Below are 24,617 nucleotides of genomic sequence, written 5' to 3'. Positions count from 1 at the left end.
CCGGGCTCGAGCATGCGCGAGCCCGGCTGCACCCGTCGCCGCTTTCGCACCGACCTTGTTTCGTCGAATCGATCCTCTCCCACATGCGCTTTCATGCGCGTGAAGCGGGCGGGTGCGCGCGCGGCCTTGTCCGGTTGTCGTTCCCCACTTCGGAGATACCTCATGGCTATCGTCACGAAATCCACGCATCGCACCCTGGTACGCCGCGGCCTGCAATGGCTCGCCCTGGCCGCCGCCGCCACGGCTTTCATCGGCGCCGCGCAGGCCGCGCCGAACTATCCCTTCGGCAGTCATCGCCAGGCCTATGTCAGCGGCACGCTCAGTCCGAGCGTCGGCCGCGCCTCGGCCGATCAGTCCACCGCTTCGTTCTACAACAGCTGGAAACAGCGCTATCTCAAGACCGCGTGCAAGTCCGGCGAGTACCGCATCAAGGCCGACACCGGCGATGCCTACGTGGTCTCCGAAGGCCAGGGCTACGGCATGCTGATCACGGTGATGATGGCCGGCAACGATCCGCAGGCGCAGACGTATTTCGACGGTCTGCACCGCTATAACCGCGGCCATCCCAGCGTCAACGACCCCGACCTGTTGGCCTGGGCGCAGGACGTGAACTGCAAGAACGTGGTCGGCGCCGACTCGGCCACCGACGGCGATCTCGACATCGCCTACGCCTTGTTGCTGGCCGATGCGCAATGGGGTTCGGCCGGTTCGATCAACTACCTCAGCGAAGCGCGCAAGGTGATCGCCGCGATCCGCCGCAGCAACGTGCATCCCACCACCAAGCTGGTGAATCTGGGCGACTGGGTCGATAGCAGCTCGCCGACGTACTACAACTCCACGCGCAGTTCGGACTGGATGCTCGGCCACTTCCGCGCCTTCGGCGCCAAGCTCGGCGACAGCTACTGGACCGGCGTGCTCGACGCGCACCAGAACCTGATCGTGAAGATGCAGAGCACCTACGCGCCGAACACCGGCCTGCTGCCGGACTTCATCGTCAACACCAACACCACCGCCAGGCCGGCGCCGGCGGGCTTCCTCGAAGGCGACTACGACGGCGCGTATTCGTGGAACGCCGGGCGGGTGCCGTGGCGCATCGGCATCGATGCGGCGGTCAGCGGCGACACGCGTTCGCGCACCGCCGCGCGCAAGCTCAGCCAATGGATCCGGGTCAAGGCCGGGAACAATCCCAGCAACGTAAAGGCCGGCTACAAGCTCGACGGCTCGGTGATCGACAACTACAACGAAGTGTTCTTCACCGCGCCGTTCGCTGTGGCCGCCACCGTCGATCCCGATGCGCAGGCGTGGCTCGACAAGCTGTGGACCTACATGGCCACCGGCGCGCCCGGCGATTACTACGGCGACAGCGTCAAGCTGTTGTCGATGCTGGCGGTGTCGAATAACTGGATCAAACCCTGATCCCGCCGCGTTGAAGCGGGCGGCGCACCGGCATGGTGCGCCGCTCGCGTGGCGCATGAATGCCTTGTCGCACGGTCGGCATGATGGTGCCCGGCCGCAGAGATCGGAAGTCCATGCAATGGCGCCGGATCGGCTTCGGCGCGGTTGGCTGCATGCGCCGTCGCGTTCGAGGCCGGCGGTGGTCGCGGTGCGGCCGCCTGGCTGAGCCGGGCGGCGTTACGAGGCCGGCGTACGCTCGCCGCCGGCGCGCGCGCGATGCACGAGACGGCGGACCACGACGCATGCGCCGACAAGCGAGCCGACCGCGATCGCCGCCGCGCCGATAGGCAACAAGGCGAACGGCTCATGGACGAAGCGGGGTTCGTCGATGCGGGCAACGATCAGGTCGAAGGCGATGCAGCACGAAATGCCGGGCGCGATCAGAAGCGCGGATACGGGAACATTGCGCAAGATGAAATTTCGACTACGGGCACGAGGCCGCAATGGTTGCACCGGCAATGTCGGTTCCGGCGAGGCCGGCGGCTGCGGATCGGCGCATGTGGATGGGGCGGGGCAAAGATAATGCAATGATCGCAGTCGCCGGCACGACCGGGCGGAATCCAGAATTCGCGGGAGGGATGCTCTGGGCGAGATTTCGGAAACCTGGGCCCAAAATAGCGGCGATACGCCGATTTCCTGCTTCCACTGCTCCAGCCATTGCGGATTGCCGGTTTCCACCAGACGCCGCTGCCAGGCATGCGGCCAGCGCCGTATCTGCGCGGCCCGCGCCAAGGCCTCATCGCGGCCGGGCTGGGCTTCGTACCACATCAGCAGGAACGGGTCGCGGGAATACCGGTTGGCGGATTTCATGATGCGCGAGGCGTGCTCGAACGCATCGTAGCCGATCTGCTCCAGATCGCGGCCCACGCCGATGATGTAAGGACGACTGCGCTGATGGGCCAGCACGTACACCAGCCAGGGAGCGGCGGCATCCTCGGTCGCTGCGGGGACTTCCATGCAGCCAGGCTCAGCGCTTCTTGCCCGGCTCGTCGGGGCCCTGGGTTTGCGTTTGCTGCTGCGTGCGCTGGCGCTCCAGTTCTTGGTCGAGCGCCTGATTGGCGGCCGCGAGCTTCTGGTCGGATTGTTCGACCGGCGTGTTGAGCGCCTGTTGCGACGACACGGACGCGCGCTTGTGGGCAGGATCGTCGAGCTTGCCCTCAACCGCGAAAATATTGCCGTTCGGCGCCGGCACGACATGGTCCACCCGGTTCAGCGCATTGGCCGCCCTCGAGACATCCGTGCCCGGATGCCGGCCTAGAGGATCTTTGGACTCGGCCAGCAACGCGCGGCTGATCCGCTCGCTGCCTTCGTCGTAGGGCTTGCCCAGTTGCGCATCGAGCTTGCGCATGCCGTCGCGAATCTGCAGCAGCATCGAATGGTCGCGGTGCCCGGAGTGGTCCGGACCGGGCGGCGCCGGCTTGCCGGCCGCCGGCGCCTGCTCCGGCGCGACCGGTTGCGGGAGCTGCGCGCGCGCCGCGCGTTCCTGCGCCTGCACTCGCGACGCCATGCTCGGCAATACCGCCTCGGTCATCAGATGGCGTTCGATGCCCTCGCCGGCCTGCGTCGTCACGCCGCGCGCGAAGCGCGCCGTCTGCGTGAGATCGAATACATTGGAATTGGCCGCGAGCCCGGCCGTGGCGCCGATGGCCGCGCCGGCACCGGCTCCGGCGGCGGGCATGCGCGCGGATACGGCATCCAGGGCGCGGCCGCCGCTGTCCAAGGCCCGGTCCGACGCGATGCCTGAGCCTGCGATCACTGCGTGCCGCGTGTGCTCGACCACGGCCTGCACGCGCTCGAGTTCGACCACCCGCGTCGAGGCCGTCGCACGGATCGAGACCGCATCGGCCGTCGCATCGGCGCGTGCCTGCGCGGCCTCGCCGCGATTGCGCGCATGCGCTTCGACCCCGCCGCGCTCGATGTCGTCGGCCTGGTCGTGCGCCCAACGCTGCACGCCATCGGGCAAAACATCCAGGCGGCTGAGGCCGCGCAACACGCCCGCGCTGGCTTGCGCGCCACGCAACTGCATCTCGCCCTGCACCGTATCGACCGCCGCCTCCGCGTGGCCCACGGCCAGCCGCGCTTGCGCCGCGGACTCGCCGCCCACGCGCACCCCGGCCTGCACCGTCGCATGCGAAACGCCGGAAACCACGTCGGCGAAATCGGCCGCCTTCGCCGTCGCGCCGCGCACCGCGTCGCCAGCGTCGTCCATGCCCTGGGCCGTGATCCGTCCGGACGCCGCCGCGACCTGGCCCACCGAGTGGCCTAGGTGCGCTCCCTGCAGCGTCATGTGCGCGGTTTCCAGCACTGGCTTGGCGAAGTTGGAGATTTCGGTCAGCGTCAATCGCTGCTCGCGATCTATCAGGCGGCCCGCGCCGTCCCAGGCTTTTACATCGTCCAGCGGTACGACCTTGCCGGCGGCGAGCGGCAAGTCGCGCAGCATCTGGTTGGTGTCGCCTTCGGCGAGTTGCTTGACGAATTCGCGCACGGCCGGACGGGCGTGCTCGGGCATCATGACGTTGAGTTTGGAGCTCAGCAGTTGCTGGCCTTCCGGAACTCTGTGCAGCAGGTCGCAGGTTTCCCCGAGCACGCCGCCCAGTTGCCTGCGATGCAGCGCATCGAGGCGGTCGATGTTGTGCTGGATGCCTTCGTTGAGCAGTTCGCCGTGGATCTGGTAGGAGGTGACGGTGTGGTTGGTGTCGTGGATCTGCACGCCGGGGGTTTCGCGGGCGAATCGGGCCGCCGTTTCGGGGTGCAGGCCCGCGGCATTGAAGGTAGTGGTGGGCCGGCCGGTGACCGCCGACATGGCCGAGGCCATGCCGCCGCCGAGGGAGTGGCCGGCGTATTCGGCGTCGAGGCCGAAGCGTTCCATGTCCACCGCCAGTCGCATCGTACGGTCGTAATAATCGGTCTTCATGCCGATGGACTGTGGAAAGTTGTTGGCGACGAAGTCTTCGGCGCCGGTGGCGTGGAGTTCGCCGTCCGGCCCGACGACTTCGCCGGCCGATCCCTTGGGGACGATGACCGGTTTGTAGCCGGGGCCAGGACTTCCGGGATGGGGAAGTAGATTTCGGCGCGGAAGCCGGAATCATCGGGCTTGAGATAGTCGAGCAACTGTTTGTCGGTCAGGTGTGCAAGCTTAGGAGCGGTTTCTCGCAATTTGTCGAGATTTTCGCTTGCGCGAATCCAACCTGGAGGCGATTTCTTGCCTTCTTCCGTCGCATGCTCACCCATCGCGGACCAATAAGTGTCCTTGGATAACACCGCCATGTTGTCGTCGTGATAGGTGCGTTGCAGCTCGTCGGCACGGGCGATGGCGGCCGGATTGCCGCTATCGTGCAGGCGGCGCAGCAAGTCTTGGCGGGCCTTGAGTTCATCGGCGGTGGGAAACATGGCGACTCCTTGTCGTTTCGGTTTGGCGACTTACAGCAACGGAATGTCTTTTTCTTCTGTTGGGTAACCAAAAGATTGGCGCATACGCTTGATATGTGGGGGCATCGGTGGACGCTTATATCCATGCGCGAGCAGCCATTGCTGGCACTTACGCTGCCACTCGACAAAGTCAGGTTTGCTCGGATACCAGAAAATTTCAGAAATAACGAAGGACTGCCCCGCCGGAACGCCAGGAGGACGAGTCCCTTCCATGGTTGGGTCCGCGCCATGCTCAAGCAGCCAGAGCGCCTGCTGAAAACCTCCACGCCCTGTGTAATCGCTCAGGATGGTCGAGCCCTGGCTACGTGCGTTGACATCGGCGCCGCGCTCGACGAGAAGTTTCACGTTCTGCCACTGCTGCCCCCAAAGGAAAGCTTGCAGCAACAGCGTTTCGTCGTTGGAGTTCCGAGTGCTCGGATCGCCGCCATGATCGAGCAGCAGCTTGAGGTAAACGGTATCGTCGGCCTTGGCCGCCCACACCATGGCGTTGTTCGGATAGGAGGTGTCAACGCTGCCGTCCTTGTACTTGGTCACCCTTGGTGTCGGAAACCGTGCATTCGGATCGGCGCCATTCTCCAGCAACACCTGCAGCGCTTTCGGGTACTTGTACATAACCAAAAACGCAATCAGCGGGTACTTCGCTTCCTGGCTGAAAATCTTGTCCGGGTTGACCCCTTCGTCTTTCATCAGCCGCCGCACTTCATCGACCCGGCCGGCGTCGGCGGCCAGGATCAATTGCTGGGCTTTGGGGTTGTCCGGGAACCAGGATGCCGCATCGATCGCCAGCGCCCGGTTGGATGGCGGCGCCTCGAGACAGCCTGCGCTCGACAACAACAGCAGTACGAGCAGTGCGTGCGAGGCGCAAGTGGCAAAACGTGCAAGGGCTGTCCAGCGCAAGGTCGGTCTCCTGATGCGGAACGCGGTGTTCGGCTTGGGCGATTCTAAGCAGGCTGGGCGCGAATGTTTCGTATGGCTATCGGTTTTTATCGACGGCGCCCGTGTGAATCGGAGAATGTGTGCCGATGGCGTGCTCTGATGCTGTGCTTCCTGCCCGCTGATGAGGCGCAGAACACCCGTACCTGTTTTTGCTCCCCCGTCGCCCGACGGCGGGCGCCATGTCGAAGGCCGCAACGGTCTCGGTGTCGGTTAGCAGCGCCGGCGCTATTGCTGCAAATCCGTGTGTGATGTTCCCAGTAGGCATGCAACGACCGTGACTATTTTTTTACTTTCCTAGCGGGCGCACACTGTCTGCCACAGTGCTTCTTTGAAAGCGCCGATGCCCGGGTCGCCCGTGTTTACTATCAGGGGTTTCAGACTCTCGGGAACGTAAAACTTCGTGTAGCCAACATATGCGCCGTCTCGATTCTTCATGTTGATTTCGCCGCAAACGGCATAGGGATGGCCTTCCCTGGTCAATCGAGGGCTCATTTCGATATTGCGAAACATGGCTGAGCCGCGATCGGTGAGTTGGTCGAGTATTGCGCGTTTTGCCGCTTCCTCGGTGATAGGGGGAATGGGCGCTTTAGCGGCAGGAGCGACGGGCAGATCGGCCTTGGCCGCAGTCGTGGTCGCCTTCGTTTCGGCGAGAACGGTTGGAGCGAACGCAAACGCAGCCGCGAGGGTGGCGAGCAGGTAATAGCGGATGTTGGGCAGCGACATGGAGTTCTCCGGGATGCAGGAGCCATCAGTCGGCTCTAGGCATGGTTTCGGCTCGCGTGCGAGGAACGATGAATTACGAAGTGACTTGGGCGTCAACGACGGAGTTCATGAGAGAGCAAAAATTCAAAAAAGACAACGGCAACTCAAAGTTTCGCTTGCGAGTGATTTGTCGGGGATGTTTTTTCCGCATGAAACGCGCGAAAAATGTTTTGAAGTAAAGGCACCGGTTGATGCATGGCCGAAGTGATATTCAAACTGTGGACCTGCATGGCCACCGGCGCGCCCGGCGATTACTACGGCGACAGCGTCAAGCTGTTGTCGATGCTGGCGGTGTCGAATAACTGGATCAAACCCTGATCCCGCCGCGTTGAAGCGGGCGGCGCACCGGCATGGCGCGCCGCCCGCCTCGCGCGTGAGTGCCTTGTCGCCCAAGTCGGCAAGGTCGTACCCGCCCGCATAGGTCGAAAGTCCATGGAGTGTGGCCGGCGTCTCGATTAGGATCGGGACGCCGGCCACGATGGGGATCGTCCGCGAAGCCGGCCCGGTTACACACCCGGCACCTATGGAAGGCGAGCGGACCCGTTCGGTCCGTACCTGCGGCGTTCGCGGCCGCACCGACGAGGCATAAGGAACCATGCGCAAAATCGAGTTTTCGTTGAGCAAGACGTTACTGAGCCTGATCCTCGCCACGGCCTGCGCCGCGGCGACCGCTTCCGACACGCCCGCGCCGTTCGACGCGACGGCGGTGCTGGAGCAGCAGAAGCAGATCCGCGGCGACATCGACGCCGGCCGCGGCAATTACGGCAAATTGAATGCGGCCACGCGCCAGGAACTGCGTTCGCGTCAGGATCGTCTGAGCAAGCTGCTCGACGGCCACCGCTACGAAGACCTCAGCGCCGGCGATCGCGAACAGGCCCATCAGGACCTGAGCTGGATTCAGTCGGCCGGCGCGGACAAGGTCGAAGACCGGGTCACCTGCGAACGCGTGCGCGCGATCGGCAGCAACCGCGTCGAGCGCGTGTGCAAGAGCGCGTCGCAGCGTCGCGACGAGCAGAAGAACCGCGTCGATCCCAAACTCGATACGCCCGGCGTTCGCAACTGACGCCAAGCGGCGCCGCGCGGGTCGGGCCCGCGCGGCGCCGGATGTCGGCGTGATTGATTTCCAATGGCCGGCTTCAACGCCGCCGGCCGCTAACCGCGATCAATCGCAGCAACGGCAAGGCTCGCCGTTGCCCGGGCTCCAGCCCGGCATGCCGCCGCAGCGGTCCTGGCAGATCTTGATGCTGCACAGCGCCTTGTCCGGCGGGGCCGAACCCGCGGCCTGCACGCCGAATCCGAATCCGAAAGCGGCCAACGCGAACGCGGCCAGATAGCCGTAAGACTTGCGTTTCATGCGCGATCCTCCTGTCGTGGCGACATGTCCGGAGGCCGCGCGATCGACGAGATGCGATCGGCTGGGCGCGGTCGCCGGCGCGCGGGCAGGGGCCCGCGTCGGCGGCACTGTAGGTCCGCCGGGCAGGCCGAACTGTCCAGCGCGTCACCAAAGCCGCGCCGGGTGACAGTTGTAACGATGCGGCGCGTACACGCCGGCGAGGGCGGATGTTCGCGGCCTGCGCCGGCGCGTGCCGCATTCAGCCGCCGCGGCATCCTCTACACTGATCGCTCGATCGCAGCACGAGCGCAGTCGCATGACTTTCCCGTTCCGTTCCTGGCATCCGCTGGCCTTCGCGCTGGCCGTCAGCGTGCTCGCCGCGGCCGGTTGCGCCAGCGCGCCGCCGCACAATCCGCTGGCGCAGTGGCATCCCTCGCCGAACTACAACGAACGCCGCGCGCAGTTGATCGTGCTGCACCACACCCAGCAGGACAGCGTCGAGCGCTCGCTGCTGACCCTGCGCACGCGCAACTCGCAAGGGCAGGTCAGCGCGCACTATCTGATCGGCGAGGACGGCCGCATCTATCAACTGGTCGCCGAAGACCAGCGCGCCTGGCATGCCGGCGCCGGCCGCTGGGGCGATATCTGGGATCTGAATTCGACCTCCATCGGCATCGAGATCGACAACGACGGCAGCGAGCCGTTCGCCGAGCCGCAGATTCAAAGCCTGCTGAAACTGCTCGGCGACATCACCACGCGGCTGGGCATTCCGCGTTACATGATCGTCGCCCACGGCGACATCGCGCCCACGCGCAAGACCGATCCTAGCGTGTTGTTCCCGTGGGCGCGTCTGGCGCAGGCCGGCTTCGGCCTGTGGCCGCGCGACGACCGGCCGGCGCCGCCGCCGGGATTCGACGCCTGGGCGGCGTTGCGTCTGGTCGGTTACGACCTGCGCGAACCCGGCGCGGCGCTGGCCGCGTTCCATCGTCACTTTCGCGGCAACGAAATGCGCGAATGGCAGCGGGGCGATGCGGAGATCCTCTACGACCTGCAACGGCAATTGATGGCGCTGCCCGAAGGCGCGCCGCCGCCGCCGGCCGCGCCGCCGTTGCGTTGAATCAAGCCGCGGCTTCGTACGGCATCGCCGTGCGCGCGTCGCGCAGCGCCCACGCCCACCAGCTCAGGCGCGCGAGCGTGGTGGTCATGGCCTGATGCGCGGCCTGCGGTTCGCGCAATTCCCCGTCGACGCCGAACTGGCGCCAGGCATGGACCAGGTTGACGCAGTCGCGCAAGGTCACCGCATGCAGCTCGCCGTACACCTGGCGCAATTGCTCGATCGCGCGCAGGCCGCCGGAACTGGCGCCGTAGCTGACGAACGCCACCGGCTTGGCGCGCCAGGGTTCGTAGCACGCGTCGATCAAGGCCTTGAGCGCGGCCGGATAGCCGTGGTTGTACTCGGGCGTGATCACCAGGAATCCATCGGCCGCGTGCAGGCGTTCGCGCAGTTGCTGCAATTGCGCTTCGTCGCTGCGGTTGATGCGGCCCGACAGCGGCCAGTCGAGCGGATCGATGCGGTCGATCTCGAAACCGCCGTGGCGCACAACGCGCCGCTGTGCCCATTCGGCGACCACGTCGCAGAAGCGGCCTTCGCGCGCGCTGCCGAGAATCAGCGCGAGCCGTAGGGGAGAAGTCATGGCGATCGCTCGCAGATGAGGAAGCCGGCAGACTACGACCTCAAGCTTGGTTGAGGTCAAGCCAGCCGCGCCCGCGCAGGTGGCATCAACGCGCGATCGTGTTGTCCGGCAAACGTCCGGGCGGGCCGCCGCCGCGGCCCGCATCACAGCACGCTCAGGCTGCGTCCGGCTTGCGCCGCAGCTTGTAGATCACCGCGCCAACCAGCAGCGCGACCGCGCCGGCGATCAGATTCTTCGCGCTGGCGCTGGCGAGCAGGCCCAGCGACAGCACGATCGCGGCGACCGGAATCAGCGGGCCGCCGGGCAGGTGCAAGGCGCCTTCGCGATCGCGATGGCGCTTTTGCAGCACCAGCACCGACACCGCGGTGCCGATGTAGGTGCACAGGCGCGCGACCACCGACAACAGCGCCAGTTGCTGGAACGAGCCGGTCAGCGCCAGCACCAGCGCGATCACGCCGATGAACAGCACCGCCCGCGCCGGAGTGTGAAAGCGCGGATGGATCGCGCCGAGCCAGCGCGGGCCGTAGCCGTCCTGCGACAAGGCCAGCAGATAACGCGGCCCCATCATCACCGTGTTGCTGTTGGTGCCCAGGATCGAGATCGCCGCGCCGATGGTCAACACCAGCGCCAGGCCGGTGCCGCTGAAGTGGGCGGCGGCTTCGGCCAAAGGACTGGACGACGTCGCGATATCAGGCAGCGTCCCCAGCGCGACGAGTTGCACGGTGAAGTAAATGATCGTGACCAGCGTGATCATCGTCAGCAACGCGAACGGCACGTCGCGGCGCGGATTGCGGTACTCGCCCGCCGCCGCCGGCAGATTCTCGAACCCGGCGTAGGCGAACAGCAGCAGCAACGCGGCCTCGCCGAGATTTTCCATTTTCAGCGGCGCGTCGGAATGCAGCAGCGAGGGATCGAAGTAGAACGCGCCGATGGCGACGAACAGCACCAGCGGCACCAGCTTGCCGATCGCCAGCGCCACGCCCGCGCGCGCCGCGGTGCGCACGCCCCAAACGTTGATCAGCACCAGCAGGCCCAGGGAACCTGCGACCACGAACAACCGCGCCGGCCCACCCTTGGCCGCCGGCCAGAACAGCGCCACCGCTTCGGCCAGGCCGTTGCTCAGCGAGGCGGCGGTGGAGATGCGCGTGACCAGCAGCATCCAGCCCACTTCGAAACCGGCGAACGGGCCGAAGGCTTCGCGTGCGTACAGATAGCCGCCGCCGGGTTGGTCGAAATAACTCGCGGCCTGGGCGTAGCACAGCACCAGCAGCGCGACCGCGAAGCCGGCCAGCAGCACCGCCCACAGGCTGGACGGGCCGAGCAGCAGCGCGGCGGTCGCCGGCAGCAGATAGATGCCGCTGCCGATGACGTCGTTGATCGACAGACCGACGATCTGCCAACGGCTGACGGCGCGTACGGTATTGGGATGATCGGCCGAGGCTTCGGGACGAGAGGACGGAACGGACGCGCGCGACGGCGTCGGCTGGCTCGGCGGCTGGCTCAAAAGGTGGTTCCCCTCGCTCGATGGCGTGCGGCGCGCGGCGCCGCTGTGATCGCACCATAGGCCGAGTCGGCGGCGGGTTTCAATCCGCAGCGCGGCATGGCGATATAAGCCGGGCATGGGCGTGGCGGCGAGGGCGGTGGGTTCGGGAGGTGGCGAGGCGAGTGCGCGTAGCGGTTCGGCGCGAATGCGGCGAAGGCGATCGAGGCGTTCGATCGATGCGAGCATCGCATCCGCCACGGCGTGGCTTCGGCATCGCCTCGCGCGCGGCGCGAACGCCGGGCGAGCGTTCGGCGACGACGCGAGCCACCGCGGCCATCGGGAAACCATCGTGCAGTGCTGTGTACGTAAACGTTTTGTTTTGTTCAGCCGCGCGCACGGCCGCGCGATGCGCGCAAACGAGGACTGGTTCACGCTTTCGCGCTGTTCATGCCGCGCGGCTAACGCAAGTCGGCGCGCACCGGGTTAAGGAAACGTAGCGGACGCCGGCTCCGCATCCGTTTGCGTTCATACCGGTGACGGCAGTGTGCAGCGCGTGCCGTCGCTTCCCCCGGCACGCGTAACCGGCGAGCGGCCGGGCGATCCCGGTGCTCCCCCGCGCCGCGTCCGCCGTCGCCGCGACTGGCAGTCCGGCCGCCGTTCGGCCCCGCGAACCCGGCCCATTCCTGGAGGTAACCGCTCTGATGAAGATCGACATCCGCAACGCGCTGTACGTAACGGCCGCCGTGGCCACGCTTTCGCTCGCCGCCTGCGCGAGCAAGGGCGAGACCACCGATGCGCCGGCCGCGTCCACCGCGCCACCGGCGACCGACACCGCGCCGGCCGACGCCACCACCACGCCGCCGTCGAACGGCGGCGGTTCCGGCGGCTGAGGCCGGGCAGGCGGCGTGAGGATCGGGCCCTGCGCTCGCTCCTCGCGCCGCCGTCGTTGCGTCACACGGGCGGCCACCGGGCCGCCCGTCGTTTATCCGCCCTGGCGCGTCTCTCCGGCCGCCGGCCCTGAACGAAAAGCGCCGCCGCCTGAACGCGCCGGCCCCCTACGTGAACGCCACGCCGCGACCCTGACCTGTGGCGCTGGTGTAGCGGCCGCGCCGCCCTAAAATCGCGGCTCATGAACGCGCGTTTGCCCCGTCCCGCCCTGCGTATCGCCGCCGCCCTCGTGCTGCTGGCGCTGAGCGCCGGCGCGCAGGCGCGCACCGTGTATCGCTGCGTGCGCGACGGCACGGTCAGCCTGGCGACCGCGCCGGAGCCCGGTTCGCGCTGCACGCCGAAACAGATCGACGACAACGCCGTGAAGCTGCCCAATCTGTGGGGCGAGATGGGCGTGATCAACGGAAATCTGTACGAGCGCCAGCAGGATGGCAAGACCGTCTACAGCACGCGCAAGCTGCCCGGCTCGGTACGGGTGATGGGCTTCACCGTGGAAACCCCGCCGGGCGAACCGGCGCATCCGGGCCTGGGCAAGGTCGGCAAGCCGCAACTGGACAAATTCCCCGCGCAGTTCCGCAGCGCGGCCAAGGCCAACGGCCTGGACGATGCCTGGCTGCGCGCGATCGCGCACGCCGAAAGCGGTTTCGACGCCAAGGCGGTGTCGAACAAGGGCGCGCAAGGGGTGATGCAGTTGATGCCGGACACGGCGAAGGAATACGGCGTCGCCGATCCGTTCTCCTCGGCCGAGTCGATCAACGCCGGCGCGCGCCACATCAAGTCGCTGATGCGCCGCTATCACAACGACCTGACCCTGGTCGCGGCCGCGTACAACGCCGGCATCGGCACGGTCGCGCGCTTCGGCGGCGTGCCGCCGTATCGGGAAACGCAGGAATACATCGCCAAGGTGCAGGCGCTGCATCAGCGCTATCAGCTGGCGATGGGGACGCGTAAGCCTGAGTTGCGGGCGGCGCAGTGAAGCAGGAACGAGTGGGGAGGAGTGAGGAGTGAGTTAAGGCGGGGCGGTTTTATCGTAGTCGAAAAAAAGCGGGCCGAAGCCCGCTTTTTTTGTTGAAGGGATGGAGGTGGTGGCCGAAGCGCGTTATCCGCCTTAACTCACTCCTCACTCCTCACTCCTCTCCATTCTTTTCTGCCTCAGATAGGCGTCAACCGCAACAACCGCGCACCGGTCCCGTCTTCAAGCAACCAGACATCGCCGTTGGGCCCCTGCTCGACTTCGCGAATGCGCTTGCCCATGGGATAGCGCTCGGCCTCGGCGGCGGTGTTGCCGTTGAAGCGCACCCGCACCAGCGCCTGCGAAGCCAGACCGCCGATCAGGCCGCTGCCGCTCCAGTTGGGGAACCGCGTGCCCGAATAGATGACGAAGCCGGCCGGCGCGATCACCGGGTTCCACCACGCTTCGGGCGCGTTGAGATCCGGACGCGTGCTGTGGCGTGGAATCGGCGTGCCGTCGTAGTGATCGCCCTGCGACACCAGCGGCCAGCCATAGTTGGAACCGCGTTCGATCAGGTTGAGTTCGTCGCCGCCCTTCGGCCCCATCTCGTGGATCCACAGCTTGCTCTGCGCATCGAAAGCGATGCCGAGCAGATTGCGGTGACCGTAGGACCACACCGTCGCGGCGACACCGCCGCGGCTGTAGAAGGGATTGTCGCTGGGCACGCTGCCGTCGTCGTTGAGGCGGATCACCTTGCCCAGCGGCGAATTCAGATCCTGCGCCGGATCGAACTTCTGCCGTTCGCTGGAGGTGATCCACAGCTTGCGATCGGGACCGAAGGCGAGGCGATGGCCATAGTGGTTGCTGCCGCTGACCTTGGGCTGGCGCCACAACACCTGCAGATTGCTCAGCGAACCGCCGCTGCTGGTGAGGTTGAGCTTGGCGCGCGCGACGGTGGCGCCGGCGGTGCCGCTGGTGCTGCCCTTCTCGGCGTAACTGATGTAGATCAGGCCGTTGGTGGCGTACGACGGATGCAGGATCACATCGCCCAAACCGCCCTGGCCGCCGTAGGCCACCGTCGGCACGCCGGTGATGGTCTGCGCGGTGCCGCCGATGGTCAGCACCTTGAGCACGCCGCGTTTTTCCGTGACCAGCAGGCGGCCGTTGGGCAGGAAGGTCATCGCCCAGGGTTCGTTGAAGCGCGCGACTTCGGTCGCGGTGAATGGATTGGCCTTGGCGGCCTGCGCGGTTGCGCCATCGTCGCGCGCTTGCGCCGCCGGCGCGGCGAACGCGGCCAGCAGCGCGCTGGAACACAGCAGGCAGAGCGTCGAGCGTTTCATTGCGGTTCTCCGGCTTGAGCATGGGGGGTGAAGCCGGGCCGAGAGTGCCACCGAAGCCGGAGCGTTCTTGCGACCGGCTCGGCAGTTCGCGGCGCACGGGCGTGCATCGCCCGCGATCTTCAACCGCGATCACGCGCGCAATGAGGCTTGCGCGCTAGGAAATCGTAAGCATGCGAGATCGCGCCGCGAACGCGGCCACATCGATGCTGCATTGGCATCACGCGATCTATGCCGCTGCGCTAAGCGAACGCCGCCAACGAATCGAACGGCAGGACTTCCGCGCCGACGGTGTTGGCGAGCATGCGCGCTTCGGCCTGCGTGAGCACTTCGCGATCGCCGTCGATCACCACCAGGATGCGGCCGGCCTGGATATGCGCGTCGAACTTGCGCCGGATCGGATCGGGCAGGGAGGAACCCACCAGCGCCGAGGCCCAGCAGCCGACCATCGCGCCAGCGACGGTCGCCGCGGCGGCGCCGGCGATGGTCAAGCCGATCGGCGCGATCACCACCGCCAGCAATCCGGCCAGCAGGCCGGCGGCGCCGCCGTAACCGGCGCCGCGCACCGCGGCGGGCATGAGATCGGTGTCGGCTTCGCGGCGGTCGTTGGGAATCGATTCGAGTTCGATGTCCGCACGCGCGATCAGAAGAATGTCGTTGTCATGCACGCCGGCCTCGCGCGCGGCGTCCATCGCCGCTTGCGCAGTGGCCAGATCGGGGGTGCTGAATACATGGCGGGTTTTCATGCTTGCTCTCCGCGCGCGGCCGCCGTGGGCGCCGTCGGTCAGCGCCGTTCGCACCGGACGGGCACGGCGGCTGGTGCCAGCCCGGGCCATATGGCCCAGCGTCCGCCCGGATGGGTTAGCGCGGAGTGATGCGCCGGGTGAACGGGCGCGTAGGCGGCTGCGCCGATTCACGGCGGTTGTCGCGACATGCGGCGTGGGCAGTCGGAAAGGGCAGGGACACGCTGGCGTGAGCAACCGCGCGGCGCGTGGCATCGCCCGCCCGATCTTTTTTCCGCGAGCGGGGTTTTGCCCTGACCGCCAGGGATGAAGAACGTCACTGGACGCGGCCGGTTTCGCGCCGCATCCTGCGCCAGCCACCGCTGCCGGAGTCCGCCATGTTGCCGAGCGCCGAAGTTTTCTGCCCGTACTGCGGCGAACCGATCGAACTGATCATCGACGACTCCGCCGGCGATCAGCGTTATATCGAAGACTGCCAGGTCTGTTGCCGTCCGATCGTGGTCGCGGTCAGCCTGGATGAGGACGGCGAGCCGCGCGTGGACGTGTTCGGCGAGGACGAGGCATGAGGCCTGCGCGCGTGCAGTTTTCAGCGCTCGCGTGGGCCGTGTTCGCCAGCGCGTTCGCGGCGCGCGCCGCCAGCGGTGCCAGCGTCGAGCAATGGAGCCCGCCGCGCATCGCCAGCGACCGCGACGGCCACGGCGACGCCAGTTGGCCGCCGCGTTGCCCGCGGCCGCGCTGAGGCCGCGGACGATGCCGGTCAAACCGCGCGCCGCCGCGGCATCAGGCGGCGAGGGCGAGGTCCTGCGCGTGCGCGCGCTCAATCGCGCCTTGCTCGCGCGGCAGTCCTTGTTAGAGCGCAGTGCGCAATCGCCGCTGCAGATGGTCGAGCGCTTGATCGGGCTGCAGGCGCAGGCGCCGAATCCGCCGTACCTGGGGCTGTGGACGCGCCTGCAAACATTTTCGCTGGATGATTTGTCGCAGGCCATGCACGCGCGCCGGATCGTGCGCGCGACGATGATGCGCGGCACCTTGCATCTGGTCAGCGCGGACGATTACCGCGCCTTGCGTTCGGTGCTGCAACCGGTGTTGCGGCGTCTGTCGATGCAGAGCGCGCACGCCAAGGCTCTCGACGGGCTCGACCTGGCGGCGGTGCGCAAGGCCGGCGCCGATGCCTTGCGCGAGCGGCCGCTCAGCGCGACCGCGCTGGGCGCGGCCCTGAGCGCGCATTGGCCGGCGCACGACGGAAACGAACTCGCGCTGTTGGTGCGCAGCGTCGAACCACTGGTGCACGTGCCGCCAGCCGGGATCTGGGATTCGCATAAAGCGGCGAGCTTCGCCACCGCGCAGGACTGGCTCGGCGCGGCCATCGCCGACGAAGCCGACGATGCGGCGGTCGAGGCGATGCTGCTGCGTTACCTGGGCGCGTTCGGCCCGGCCAGCGCGCGCGACGCCAGCGTGTGGTCGGGGCTGACCGCGACGCGCCAGCATCTGCAACGGCTGCGTCCGCGATTGCGCGTGTTCCGCGACGAAGACGGCACCGAACTGTTCGATCTGCCCGATGCGCCGCGCCCCCACGAAGACACGCCGGCGCCGCCGCGGCTGTTGCCGGAATTCGACAACGTACTGCTGGCGCATGCGCAGCGGGCGCGGATTCTGCCCGAAGCCCGGCGCGCCTCGGTGTTCACCCGCAACGGGCTGGTCGCCGCGACCGTGCTGATCGACGGTTTCGTCGCCGGCACGTGGAAATTGCAGCGCGAGGCCGCCGCGGCGACATTGACGATCACCCCGTTCAAGCGCCTGAGCGCGGCCGATCGCGCCGCGCTGGAGAGCGAAGCCGAGGATTGCCTGCGCGTGGCCGCGCCGGAGCAGGCGCGGCGTGAGGTGCGGTTCGCGGCGGTGCACAAGTGACTGCGCGCGGCGAAGCTGTCCGGCCGCAGTCGAAATCCGGTCCGGCGAACATTCGAAACCGGCCGCCGCGGCACATACCGCAGCGAATCGATCGCCGTTGACCGGCGCATTCGTAAAGGTTGTGTTGCGTTCAGCGAATTCGCGCCGACCGCGCGCCGTGCAATTTCCGGCGCAGGTCACGTTTTGCGGCTTATCCGTGCCCGAGCGGCGCCCGGCCTAACGCGCGCGCGCCGCGCTGTGGTTAAGCGAACGTAGCTTTAACACCCGCGCGCTCCGTTTCGTTCAGAAGCGCGAGGGCAAGGTTGGGGCCGTGCGGTAAGCCTCACTGCGCGAACAAGCCGAACCAGTCCCAGGTAACGCAACCGCGCGGCTCAGCACATTCATTCCAGGAGAACCGACATGAATTTCAAGCATAAGTCCCGCAAGCCGATGATCCTCGCGATGGCTCTGGCCGCCACCTTGTCGGCGCCGCTCGCCTTCGCGCAATCGGCCGGCGAACAGGCGCCGCCGAGCAGCGACGCGGCGACCGCGGCCAGCGCGGCGCAGGACGCCGGCGCGGCCACCGCCGCGCAGCCGGCGGCGGCTCCGCAGAAGAAGAGCTGGGCCGATGTGGACGGCGACAAGGACGGCAATCTGAGCAAGACCGAGGCCTCCGCGGTACCGGCGCTGGGTCAGGTGTTCGATCAGGCCGACTCCGACGCCAACGGCTCGCTGACGCCGGACGAATACAAGAATTACGTCGCCAAGGTCCAATCCAACGGCGGCGGCAAGAAGGGCGGCTGATTCCGGCCGAGCCCTTGGGGGCAGGAGTTCCTGCGTTGTGTGAAGGGCGGCTTCGGCCGCCCTTTTTTGTCCGCGCGCGCGGCAATGCGGGATAATGCCGGCATGAGCGCTTCCCCCCTCCGTATGGTCGGCTTCGACGCCGACGACACCCTCTGGCGCAGCCAGGATTACTTCGACCAGGCCCAGCTCGATTTCGAGCGCATCGTCGGCGCCTACGTCGATCTGCACGACGCGCGCCTGCATGAGCGCCTGTACGCGATCGAGAAAAGCAACATCGGCGTGTTCGGCTACGGCGTCAAAGGCATGACCTTGTCGATGATCGAGGCGGCGGTGGAAATCACCTCCCAGCGCATCAGCGCGGCCGATCTGCATCGCATCGTCGAACTGGGCAAGGACTTGCTGCGCCATCCGGTGGAGATCCTGCCGGGCATTCCCGAAGCGGTGGCGGCCATCGCGGCCGAGTTCGAGGTGGTGCTGATCACCAAGGGCGATCTGTTCCATCAGGAAGCCAAGGTCAGGCAGTGCGGGCTGGCCGATCTGTTCCGGCGCATCGAGATCGTCAGCGAGAAGGACGTGGAAACCTACGCGCGCCTGCTGCGCGAGTTCGAGCTGCCGGCCTCGCAGTTCGTCATGGTCGGCAATTCGCTGCGCTCGGACATCGCGCCGGTGCTGGCGCTGGGCGGCTGGGGCATTCATGTCCCGTATCACACCACCTGGGCGCACGAGAACGAGGCGGAGATCGCCGCCGACGCGCCGCGCCTGCGCCGGGTCGAGCAGGCGGCGCAGTTGCCGCAGACGGTGCGCGAGCTGGCCGCGATCGCGGCGAACTGAACGGCCGCTCCACAATCCGGCGGCGGCGAGGCCCGGGGCGGAATCATTAAAAACCGGTTCACTGTCGCGGGCTCACAGTCGCACCGTGCCTGCCGACGATGCAGGCGTCCCAGGAGCCCCGCCATGACCGCTTTCTCTCGCTGGCTTGCACCCGTCGTATTCGCTGCCGGTCTCGGCGCGGTGATGACGGCGTTGCCGACGCCGGCCCGCGCCGACGATCAGCTGGCGCGCGTGATCGTCGATATCGCCGACGTGATCGTGCGCAACAACACCCCCTATTACCGTTACGGCAACTACGGTTACGCCGACCGCCTGGTGGTGGTGCGCGACCGCTGGGGCCGCCCGACCTATTACCGCAACGTCCCGCGCTACGTCGATTACCGCTATCGCCCGGCGCCGCCGCCGCGTTATTACGGCTACAACCGTTACGACAACAATCGCGGCTATTACGACCGCGACTGCAACCGCCACGGCAAGTGCCGCACCACCTACTACGACGCCCGTTACGACAACCGCTACGACAATCGCTACTACGACCGCCATGACGGCCGCGGTCACGGCAACGGCCGCGGTAACGGCCATTGGCGCCACGACGATTGATCCAGACCTCCGATCGGGCGTGTGATTCACGCCCGTGATCCATGCGCCGGCCGAGTCGCTCCGGCCGTCACCCTCAATCTCGCGACGGCGCCCCACGGCGCCGTCGCCGTTTCGGTCGGCGCGTTCGGCCGGGTGATCGGGTCGGCGGAGCCGCCGCCACTGTCGGAACCGGCAGGCGCCGCGGTCATCGCGCGGTGGTAGCCTGCGCTTCCGTTGCTGCCGCCGTTAGCGGCGGCGTTCCCATTTCGTGAGCTCAGATCCTGTGAGGTTCGCCATGCGCATCGATAGCGAAGGTTCCGCCATCCGTACCGTTTCCACCCGACGTGCGCCGCGCGCGCTGCTCGCGGCGCTGCTGCTGGCGGCGATCGCGGTGCCGGGCGCGGCGTCGGCGCACGGCACCATCACCTGCAAGCTCAAGTTCTCCATGTCCGGCTGGTCGGTGTTCTACAAGACTTCCTCCGGCCGCGGCACCATCAGCTGCAGCAACGGCCAGAGCATGGCGGTGAAGATCAGCGCCAAAGGCGGCGGCCTGACGGTGGGCAAGTCGCGCATCGACCACGGCACCGGCGAATTCTCCGGCGTGCACGGCATCAGCGACACCCTGGGCAACTACGCCACCGCCGAAGCGCATGCAGGCGCGTCCAAGTCGAGCAAGGCCCAGGTCATGACCAAGGGCGAGGTCTCGCTGGCCTTGGCCGGCACCGGCCAGGGCTGGGATCTGGGCGTGGCCTTCGGCAAGTTCACGATTTCGCGCTGACGCGGCGCGCTCGGTGGCTGCCGGATGAACGCGCGCGCGCCCGGCGGTTTGATCCGGGCGCATCGCCCCCGATCTAGTACTTGATTGAGTCGATAGCCACCGCCCGCTGCGCGATCGCAGACGCTACAGGACCGACGGTCCGAGGGAGCCCGCCATGACCGACAAACTCAAGACCCGTTTCTTCGCTCTGACCGCGTCCATCGCGGCCTTGCTGGGCACGTCCGCGCATGCGCAGGACCTGCCGGCGGGCTGGGACCCGCGCAGCGGCGACGGCTGGGTCGATGCGTGGTTGGGCGACATCAGCCGCTACGGCGCGCGCTATCGCGAACCGTTCGTGGACGAGATGGTTCGCTACTACGGCGCGCCGCGCGAGTTGGTCAGCGATCTGCTCGACCGCCGCCACTGGACGCCGGGCGATGTCTATTACGCCTGCGCGATCGCCCAGGTGCTGGGTCGTCCCTGTCGCTACGTGGTGGACGAATGGGACCGCGATCATGTCGAAGGCTGGGGCGGGGTGGCGCTGCGGCTCGGGGTGAAGCCCGGTTCGAGCGAGTTCCACAAGCTCAAGCGCGGTTTCGTGCCGACCTACGACCGCTGGGGCCGGCCGATCGTCATCGACAGCGAATTGCGCCGCGATTTTCCCAATCGCCCGTATCGCGATTACGCCGACGCCGCGCCGGCCAAGGGCAAGGCCGGCAAGGCCGGCGGCGAAAAAGCCCCTGGCGGCAAGGACAAGGCCAAGCCGGGCAACCGCGGCCACGGCAAGGCGCCAGGGCAGGGCTGAGCGCGGCGGCAGTCGATGTGAATCGGGATGACGGCGGCCGCGAGGTCGCCGTTTTTATTCGTGCGTTTGCCCGGCGCGAATCTTCGCGCGTCCAGGTGGCACCGGCGCGCCGCCCGGCCGCTATCATCGGCCTATGAACGACTCATCCTCTTCCGCCAGCCCCGCCCCGATCGAGATCGTCGGCGAGGTGCGCATCGTCGGCTTCCATCCGCGCTGGCGCGAGGACTTCGCCCGACTCAACATCGAATGGCTGGAGCGCTGGTTCAAGGTCGAGCCGGTCGATCGCGAAGTGCTCGGCGATCCGCAGACCCATCTGCTCGACGGCGGCGGCCGGGTGCTGTTCGCGGTGGACGACAGCGATCGCGTGCTCGGCACCGTCGCGCTGCTGCGTCACGACGACGGTCTGGTCGAGCTGACCAAGATGGCGGTGGAACCGGCGCTGCGCGGCGGCGGCATCGGCCGCAAGCTGATGCACGGGGCGATCGAAGCGTTCGCGCAGATGGGCGGGCGCGAGCTGTTCCTGGAATCGAGCAAGAAACTCGGGCCGGCGCTGAAGCTGTACGAAAGCATGGGCTTCCGCCATCACCCGGCGCCGCGGCCGGGCTCGCATTACCAGCGCGCCGATGTGTACATGATCTGGGAACCCGATTCGGCGGCGTGATCACCGGTTGATGGAACCCCGATTGAGCCTCCCTTCCGCTTGCCACCCAAGGTGACTGCTTTCGGGGCGCGGGGGGAGCGGACGTTGCTTGCGAGCCACTGGCTCGCACGTCCGCGAACGCCTAAACGCTATGCGTTTGGGCCGGGGTGGGGTTGGGTTGAAGGTGCGCGGGCCGGCGCGGAATCCAGGCAACAGCATTCGCGCCTGCGGCGCTCATCCCCTCACCCCAGCCCTCTCCCGCGAACGGGAGAGGGAGCATGAGAGGGAGAGGGGGACGGAGCGGGAGAGGGAGCGCGAGAGGGAGGTCTAAGCGACCACTTCGTCTTCCTGCCGCTGCTGCAGATCCCACATCTGCGCATACACCCCGTCCATCGCCAGCAACTGGCTGTGGGTGCCGCGTTCGAGGATGCGGCCGGCGTCCATCACCAGAATCTGGTCCGCATCCATCACCGTCGATAGGCGGTGCGCGATCACCAGGGTCGTGCGACCTACCGCGAGCCGGTCCAGTTCGTCCTGGATCGCGCGCTCGGACTTGGAATCCAGGGCCGAGGTGGCTTCGTCGAAGATCAGGATCGACGGGTTCTTCAACAACGCGCGCGCGATCGCCACGCGCTGCTTCTCGCCGCCCGACAGCTTGAGGCCGCGTTCGCCGACCGGGGTTTCGTAACCGTCGGGCAGGCCGACGATGAAATCGTGGATGTGCGCGGCGCGCGCCGCCGCTTCGACGTCGGCGTCCTGCGCTTCGGGCCGGCCGTAACGGATGTTGTAGCCGATGGTGTCGTTGAACAGCACCGTGTCCTGAGGAACGATGCCGATCGCGCCGCGCAGCGAGGACTGCGTCAGCGCGCGCAGATCGCGGCCGTCGATATCGATCGCGCCGCTGTCGATGTCGTAGAAGCGATACAGCAACCGCGCCAGCGTCGATTTGCCCGAGCCCGAGTGGCCGACCACCGCGACGGTGGCGCCGGCGGGAATCTCGAAATCGATGCCGCGCAGGATTTCGCGGCGGGTGTCGTAGCTGAAGCGCACATCGCGGAACGCCACGCTGGGCTGCGAGGTGGTCAGCACCTGCGCGTCGGGCGCATCGCGCACGTCCTGGCGTTCGTCGAGCAGGCCGAACAACCGCTCCATGTTGGTCAGGGCCTGCTTCACTTCGCGGTACATCATGCCGAGCATGAACAACGGCGCCGACAACTGCAGCAAGTAAGCGTTGACCAGGACCAGGTCGCCGACCGTCATCGTACCCTCGACCACGCCGTGCGCGGCCAGCCACATCATCGCCGTCACGCCTAGTGCGACCACCAGGCTCTGGCCGAGATTGAGCACCGCCAGGGTCTTGATCGACATCACCATGGAATTTTCCACATGGCGCAGGTTGTCGTCGTAGCGGCGCGCTTCGTGTTCTTCGTTGTTGAAGTACTTGACCGTCTCGTAGTTGAGCAGCGAATCCACCGCGCGTTCGTTGGCGCGGGTGTCGGCCTCGACCTGCGCGCGGTAATAACGCGTGCGCCATTCGGTCACCGAGAACGTCCACGCGCCGTAGAGCACCAGGGTGCCGATCGCGACCGCGCCGAAGCGCCAGTCGTAGATCCACACCAGCACCGTGGTCACCATCGTCACTTCCAGCAGCACCGGGACGATGGTGTAGATGGTCCAGTCCAGCAGGTCGGCGATCGAGCTGCCGCCGCGCTCGACATCGCGGGCGACGCCGCCGGTGCGGCGGGCGAGGTGGAATTTCAGGCTCAGCCCGTGCAGATGCCTGAACACCTGCAAGGTCACCTGGCGCGAGGTGCGCGCCATGACCCGCGCGAACACCACCTGGCGCAATTCGGTGAACAAGGTCACGCCGATGCGCGCGATGCCGTAGGACAGCAGCAGGCCGACCGGCAGCAGCAACGGGGTGACCGGCACGTTGAGGCGGTCGATCAGATGCTTGAGCGCCAGCGGCACGTACAGATTGACCAGCTTGGCCGCGAGCACCATCGCCAGCGCCAGCGCGATCCGGCCTACGTAGGGCCGCAGGTACGGCAGCAGCGAGGCGATCACCGACCATTCGCCGCGCCGCTCGCTGGCGCGCGCGACCGGCGCGGCCCCATCGGTGGGATTGTCGGCGGCGGGCGTCTCGACGGGCGGGATGGCGGTCATGCGGTCCTTGGCGGGCGGTGGCGGCTGAGGATAGAACCTCAAGCGCGCTTGCGGTCAAGCCGAAGGCCGCGCCTTGCGGCGGCGCGCTCGAAAAGCGCGGGCGAGGCGTGGCATCCTGGGCACGGCCGCGTGCCGCCGCAAGGCGCCGCGCCGGTAATTGGAACCAACCGCAGTCGATCAGCCGTATCCGAGCAAGGAGCAATGCAGGCATGACAGCCGTGAAAGGCGGAATCGCCGCCGTGATGTCCGTGGTGACGCTGTGGATCGGCGCGGTCGCCGCCGCGCCGCAACAGATGCGCCCGCCGGGCGACTTCGAGGTCTTTCCCGATCCGGCCGCGCTGCCGAAGGAACCCTCGCTGAGCGCCTGTTTCCTGCTGTTCGACGTCAACGGCGGCGAAGTCCGGCGTTCGCCCGCGCAAGGCTGCGCGCGCCGGGTCGCGCCGGGAGAGACCTTCGAGATCGCCGCGAACCTGGCTGCCCTGGACGCGGGCACGGTGCGCGGCAACGCGGCGACCCGCGGCGCGCAGAACCTGGAAGCGGCCCTGGGCTATGCGCCGCCGGACGATGCGCGCGAACAGGTGCAGAACCTGGGTGCCGGCCGCATGGGCGAGTACCTGAGACGATTCACCTACGGCAACGCCGACACCCGCAGCGGCGGCGAGTACTGGAACGGCGGTTCGCTGGAGATTTCGCCCAGCGAGCAGATGCATTTCCTGAGCCGGCTGTTCCGCAACGAACTGCCGGCCAGCCGTCAGGCCATGACCGAGGTGCAGTCCATGCTGGGCCAGCCGTCGGAAGTGATGGTCGGCCGCAACGGTGTGGCGATCGTGCGCGTCCCGCGGGTCGGCGACACTTCGGTGATCGGCAAGAGCGCTTCGCTGGTGGTCGGCAATGAAGCGATCAGCTGGCAGGTCGGCCAGATCGACCGCGGCAGTCGCCGCTTCGTCTTCGTCAGCTGCGTGACCGGGCCGCGCAGTCTGCCGCGCAACGCCGCGGCGGTGTTGGCGGAGGCCGAGTTGCGCAACGGCGGCGCGCTCTAAAACAACCCGCACGCGAACGGCGGCGCGGACGATCCG

At 67.2% G+C, this 24,617-nt stretch carries 27 protein-coding genes; 16 read left to right on the top strand and 11 right to left on the bottom strand.

The features are described from left to right. The first annotated feature begins 162 nt into the window (after positions 1-162). Positions 163-1,416, top strand: a complete 1,254-nt coding sequence (locus tag LG3211_RS19625; RefSeq protein WP_083512680.1) for a family 8 glycosyl hydrolase — start codon at positions 163-165, stop codon at positions 1,414-1,416. A 216-nt stretch (positions 1,417-1,632) separates the two neighbouring features. Here LG3211_RS19625 and LG3211_RS19620 read toward each other — a convergent pair whose 3' ends face one another. From LG3211_RS19620 to LG3211_RS19605, 5 genes are all read right to left on the bottom strand, one after another. Beyond that, the gene (locus tag LG3211_RS19620; protein WP_057944303.1) at positions 1,633-2,412 is read right to left on the bottom strand and encodes a DUF3955 domain-containing protein; all 780 of its coding nucleotides are present in this window, start codon (positions 2,410-2,412) and stop codon (positions 1,633-1,635) included. Positions 2,413-2,422: 10 nt separating this feature from the next. After that, positions 2,423-4,474 carry a Tle-like phospholipase domain-containing protein gene (locus LG3211_RS19615; RefSeq protein ID WP_484502510.1) on the bottom strand — a complete coding sequence of 684 codons (2,052 nt, stop codon included), beginning with the start codon at positions 4,472-4,474 and terminating at the stop codon, positions 2,423-2,425. After that, a complete protein-coding gene (locus LG3211_RS25940) occupies positions 4,366-4,845 on the bottom strand; it encodes a hypothetical protein (protein ID WP_148649025.1) in 480 nt (159 codons plus the stop codon). The genes LG3211_RS19615 and LG3211_RS25940 overlap by 109 nt, the downstream gene beginning before the upstream one ends. Before the next feature lie 30 nt (positions 4,846-4,875). Continuing rightward, positions 4,876-5,781, bottom strand: coding sequence for an ankyrin repeat domain-containing protein (locus LG3211_RS19610; protein WP_237049778.1), 906 nt, complete (start codon positions 5,779-5,781; stop codon positions 4,876-4,878). A 333-nt stretch (positions 5,782-6,114) separates the two neighbouring features. After that, complete coding sequence (locus tag LG3211_RS19605) at positions 6,115-6,543, bottom strand: hypothetical protein (protein WP_057944301.1); 429 nt, start codon at positions 6,541-6,543, stop codon at positions 6,115-6,117. 234 nt (positions 6,544-6,777) lie between these two features. On the opposite strand from LG3211_RS19605, the gene LG3211_RS27230 reads away from it, so the two are divergent. Both LG3211_RS27230 and LG3211_RS19600 read left to right on the top strand, forming a co-directional pair. Continuing rightward, the gene (locus LG3211_RS27230) at positions 6,778-6,900 is read left to right on the top strand and encodes a hypothetical protein (RefSeq protein WP_257720559.1); all 123 of its coding nucleotides are present in this window, start codon (positions 6,778-6,780) and stop codon (positions 6,898-6,900) included. A gap of 298 nt (positions 6,901-7,198) precedes the next feature. Beyond that, entirely contained in the window at positions 7,199-7,645 is a 447-nt protein-coding gene (locus tag LG3211_RS19600) for a hypothetical protein (RefSeq protein WP_148649023.1), read from the top strand. Between the two features lie 99 nt (positions 7,646-7,744). On the opposite strand, the gene LG3211_RS19595 is transcribed toward LG3211_RS19600, so the two are convergent. Further along, positions 7,745-7,936 (bottom strand): hypothetical protein, encoded by a 192-nt coding sequence (locus LG3211_RS19595; protein ID WP_057944299.1) that lies wholly within the window; start codon positions 7,934-7,936, stop codon positions 7,745-7,747. Positions 7,937-8,231: 295 nt separating this feature from the next. On the opposite strand from LG3211_RS19595, the gene LG3211_RS19590 reads away from it, so the two are divergent. Next, complete coding sequence (locus tag LG3211_RS19590) at positions 8,232-9,032, top strand: N-acetylmuramoyl-L-alanine amidase (RefSeq protein WP_057944298.1); 801 nt, start codon at positions 8,232-8,234, stop codon at positions 9,030-9,032. Position 9,033: 1 nt separating this feature from the next. Here the strand turns inward: LG3211_RS19590 and LG3211_RS19585 are convergent, their stop codons facing one another. Next, positions 9,034-9,609 (bottom strand): NADPH-dependent FMN reductase, encoded by a 576-nt coding sequence (locus LG3211_RS19585; protein ID WP_057944297.1) that lies wholly within the window; start codon positions 9,607-9,609, stop codon positions 9,034-9,036. A 154-nt stretch (positions 9,610-9,763) separates the two neighbouring features. Beyond that, positions 9,764-11,002: an APC family permease gene (locus tag LG3211_RS19580; protein ID WP_057945611.1), complete on the bottom strand. Its 1,239-nt coding sequence runs from the start codon at positions 11,000-11,002 to the stop codon at positions 9,764-9,766. A 791-nt stretch (positions 11,003-11,793) separates the two neighbouring features. On the opposite strand from LG3211_RS19580, the gene LG3211_RS19575 reads away from it, so the two are divergent. Both LG3211_RS19575 and LG3211_RS19570 read left to right on the top strand, forming a co-directional pair. Beyond that, positions 11,794-11,982 carry a hypothetical protein gene (locus LG3211_RS19575; RefSeq protein ID WP_057944296.1) on the top strand — a complete coding sequence of 63 codons (189 nt, stop codon included), beginning with the start codon at positions 11,794-11,796 and terminating at the stop codon, positions 11,980-11,982. 239 nt (positions 11,983-12,221) lie between these two features. After that, complete coding sequence (locus LG3211_RS19570) at positions 12,222-13,016, top strand: lytic transglycosylase domain-containing protein (RefSeq protein WP_386786673.1); 795 nt, start codon at positions 12,222-12,224, stop codon at positions 13,014-13,016. Positions 13,017-13,192: 176 nt separating this feature from the next. Here LG3211_RS19570 and LG3211_RS19565 read toward each other — a convergent pair whose 3' ends face one another. Then, positions 13,193-14,332: a PQQ-dependent sugar dehydrogenase gene (locus tag LG3211_RS19565; protein WP_057944295.1), complete on the bottom strand. Its 1,140-nt coding sequence runs from the start codon at positions 14,330-14,332 to the stop codon at positions 13,193-13,195. A gap of 239 nt (positions 14,333-14,571) precedes the next feature. Then, positions 14,572-15,075 carry a hypothetical protein gene (locus LG3211_RS19560; protein WP_057944294.1) on the bottom strand — a complete coding sequence of 168 codons (504 nt, stop codon included), beginning with the start codon at positions 15,073-15,075 and terminating at the stop codon, positions 14,572-14,574. Positions 15,076-15,449: 374 nt separating this feature from the next. On the opposite strand from LG3211_RS19560, the gene LG3211_RS19555 reads away from it, so the two are divergent. From LG3211_RS19555 to LG3211_RS19520, 9 genes are all read left to right on the top strand, one after another. Further along, complete coding sequence (locus LG3211_RS19555; protein ID WP_057944293.1) at positions 15,450-15,638, top strand: CPXCG motif-containing cysteine-rich protein; 189 nt, start codon at positions 15,450-15,452, stop codon at positions 15,636-15,638. Further along, positions 15,635-15,811 (top strand): hypothetical protein, encoded by a 177-nt coding sequence (locus tag LG3211_RS26535; protein ID WP_187313056.1) that lies wholly within the window; start codon positions 15,635-15,637, stop codon positions 15,809-15,811. The genes LG3211_RS19555 and LG3211_RS26535 overlap by 4 nt, the downstream gene beginning before the upstream one ends. 11 nt (positions 15,812-15,822) lie before the next feature. Further along, entirely contained in the window at positions 15,823-16,980 is a 1,158-nt protein-coding gene (locus LG3211_RS19550; RefSeq protein WP_057945609.1) for a winged helix DNA-binding domain-containing protein, read from the top strand. Between the two features lie 399 nt (positions 16,981-17,379). Continuing rightward, entirely contained in the window at positions 17,380-17,763 is a 384-nt protein-coding gene (locus tag LG3211_RS19545; protein ID WP_057944292.1) for an EF-hand domain-containing protein, read from the top strand. 84 nt (positions 17,764-17,847) lie between these two features. Beyond that, positions 17,848-18,594: an HAD family hydrolase gene (locus tag LG3211_RS19540; protein WP_057944291.1), complete on the top strand. Its 747-nt coding sequence runs from the start codon at positions 17,848-17,850 to the stop codon at positions 18,592-18,594. Between the two features lie 123 nt (positions 18,595-18,717). Then, positions 18,718-19,194 carry a glycogen synthase gene (locus LG3211_RS19535; protein ID WP_148649021.1) on the top strand — a complete coding sequence of 159 codons (477 nt, stop codon included), beginning with the start codon at positions 18,718-18,720 and terminating at the stop codon, positions 19,192-19,194. Between the two features lie 274 nt (positions 19,195-19,468). Then, the gene (locus LG3211_RS19530) at positions 19,469-19,951 is read left to right on the top strand and encodes a hypothetical protein (protein ID WP_057944289.1); all 483 of its coding nucleotides are present in this window, start codon (positions 19,469-19,471) and stop codon (positions 19,949-19,951) included. Positions 19,952-20,105: 154 nt separating this feature from the next. After that, a complete protein-coding gene (locus LG3211_RS19525; protein ID WP_057944288.1) occupies positions 20,106-20,735 on the top strand; it encodes a hypothetical protein in 630 nt (209 codons plus the stop codon). Between the two features lie 133 nt (positions 20,736-20,868). Then, positions 20,869-21,396 carry a GNAT family N-acetyltransferase gene (locus LG3211_RS19520; RefSeq protein ID WP_057944287.1) on the top strand — a complete coding sequence of 176 codons (528 nt, stop codon included), beginning with the start codon at positions 20,869-20,871 and terminating at the stop codon, positions 21,394-21,396. A gap of 306 nt (positions 21,397-21,702) precedes the next feature. On the opposite strand, the gene LG3211_RS19515 is transcribed toward LG3211_RS19520, so the two are convergent. Further along, the gene (locus LG3211_RS19515) at positions 21,703-23,541 is read right to left on the bottom strand and encodes an ABCB family ABC transporter ATP-binding protein/permease (protein WP_057944286.1); all 1,839 of its coding nucleotides are present in this window, start codon (positions 23,539-23,541) and stop codon (positions 21,703-21,705) included. Between the two features lie 209 nt (positions 23,542-23,750). Between LG3211_RS19515 and LG3211_RS19510 the strand changes: the two genes are divergently transcribed. After that, positions 23,751-24,581, top strand: a complete 831-nt coding sequence (locus LG3211_RS19510) for a penicillin-binding transpeptidase domain-containing protein (protein ID WP_148649020.1) — start codon at positions 23,751-23,753, stop codon at positions 24,579-24,581. The last annotated feature ends 36 nt before the right edge of the window (positions 24,582-24,617 follow it).

This window comes from Lysobacter gummosus (assembly GCF_001442805.1).
Taxonomy (GTDB): domain Bacteria; phylum Pseudomonadota; class Gammaproteobacteria; order Xanthomonadales; family Xanthomonadaceae; genus Lysobacter; species Lysobacter gummosus.
The sequence above is the reverse complement of the archived record's forward strand: the minus strand, read 5'-3'. Positions and strand labels throughout refer to the sequence as shown.

Excerpts from the sequence above, each read along its gene's own strand:
- LG3211_RS19520 (WP_057944287.1), top strand. The coding sequence starts at position 20,869 with ATGAACGACTCATCCTCTTCCGCCAGCCCCGCCCCGATCGAGATCGTC.
- LG3211_RS19540 (WP_057944291.1), top strand. The coding sequence starts at position 17,848 with ATGCGGGATAATGCCGGCATGAGCGCTTCCCCCCTCCGTATGGTCGGC.
- LG3211_RS19595 (WP_057944299.1), bottom strand. The coding sequence starts at position 7,936 with ATGAAACGCAAGTCTTACGGCTATCTGGCCGCGTTCGCGTTGGCCGCT.
- LG3211_RS19525 (WP_057944288.1), top strand. The coding sequence starts at position 20,106 with ATGACCGACAAACTCAAGACCCGTTTCTTCGCTCTGACCGCGTCCATC.
- LG3211_RS19575 (WP_057944296.1), top strand. The coding sequence starts at position 11,794 with ATGAAGATCGACATCCGCAACGCGCTGTACGTAACGGCCGCCGTGGCC.
- LG3211_RS26535 (WP_187313056.1), top strand. The coding sequence starts at position 15,635 with ATGAGGCCTGCGCGCGTGCAGTTTTCAGCGCTCGCGTGGGCCGTGTTC.
- LG3211_RS19625 (WP_083512680.1), top strand. The coding sequence starts at position 163 with ATGGCTATCGTCACGAAATCCACGCATCGCACCCTGGTACGCCGCGGC.
- LG3211_RS19565 (WP_057944295.1), bottom strand. The coding sequence starts at position 14,332 with ATGAAACGCTCGACGCTCTGCCTGCTGTGTTCCAGCGCGCTGCTGGCC.
- LG3211_RS19590 (WP_057944298.1), top strand. The coding sequence starts at position 8,232 with ATGACTTTCCCGTTCCGTTCCTGGCATCCGCTGGCCTTCGCGCTGGCC.
- LG3211_RS19550 (WP_057945609.1), top strand. The coding sequence starts at position 15,823 with ATGCCGGTCAAACCGCGCGCCGCCGCGGCATCAGGCGGCGAGGGCGAG.
- LG3211_RS19545 (WP_057944292.1), top strand. The coding sequence starts at position 17,380 with ATGAATTTCAAGCATAAGTCCCGCAAGCCGATGATCCTCGCGATGGCT.
- LG3211_RS19620 (WP_057944303.1), bottom strand. The coding sequence starts at position 2,412 with ATGGAAGTCCCCGCAGCGACCGAGGATGCCGCCGCTCCCTGGCTGGTG.
- LG3211_RS19605 (WP_057944301.1), bottom strand. The coding sequence starts at position 6,543 with ATGTCGCTGCCCAACATCCGCTATTACCTGCTCGCCACCCTCGCGGCT.
- LG3211_RS25940 (WP_148649025.1), bottom strand. The coding sequence starts at position 4,845 with ATGTTTCCCACCGCCGATGAACTCAAGGCCCGCCAAGACTTGCTGCGC.
- LG3211_RS19510 (WP_148649020.1), top strand. The coding sequence starts at position 23,751 with ATGACAGCCGTGAAAGGCGGAATCGCCGCCGTGATGTCCGTGGTGACG.
- LG3211_RS19535 (WP_148649021.1), top strand. The coding sequence starts at position 18,718 with ATGACCGCTTTCTCTCGCTGGCTTGCACCCGTCGTATTCGCTGCCGGT.
- LG3211_RS19585 (WP_057944297.1), bottom strand. The coding sequence starts at position 9,609 with ATGACTTCTCCCCTACGGCTCGCGCTGATTCTCGGCAGCGCGCGCGAA.
- LG3211_RS19530 (WP_057944289.1), top strand. The coding sequence starts at position 19,469 with ATGCGCATCGATAGCGAAGGTTCCGCCATCCGTACCGTTTCCACCCGA.
- LG3211_RS19555 (WP_057944293.1), top strand. The coding sequence starts at position 15,450 with ATGTTGCCGAGCGCCGAAGTTTTCTGCCCGTACTGCGGCGAACCGATC.
- LG3211_RS19515 (WP_057944286.1), bottom strand. The coding sequence starts at position 23,541 with ATGACCGCCATCCCGCCCGTCGAGACGCCCGCCGCCGACAATCCCACC.
- LG3211_RS19560 (WP_057944294.1), bottom strand. The coding sequence starts at position 15,075 with ATGAAAACCCGCCATGTATTCAGCACCCCCGATCTGGCCACTGCGCAA.
- LG3211_RS27230 (WP_257720559.1), top strand. The coding sequence starts at position 6,778 with ATGGCCGAAGTGATATTCAAACTGTGGACCTGCATGGCCACCGGCGCG.
- LG3211_RS19570 (WP_386786673.1), top strand. The coding sequence starts at position 12,222 with ATGAACGCGCGTTTGCCCCGTCCCGCCCTGCGTATCGCCGCCGCCCTC.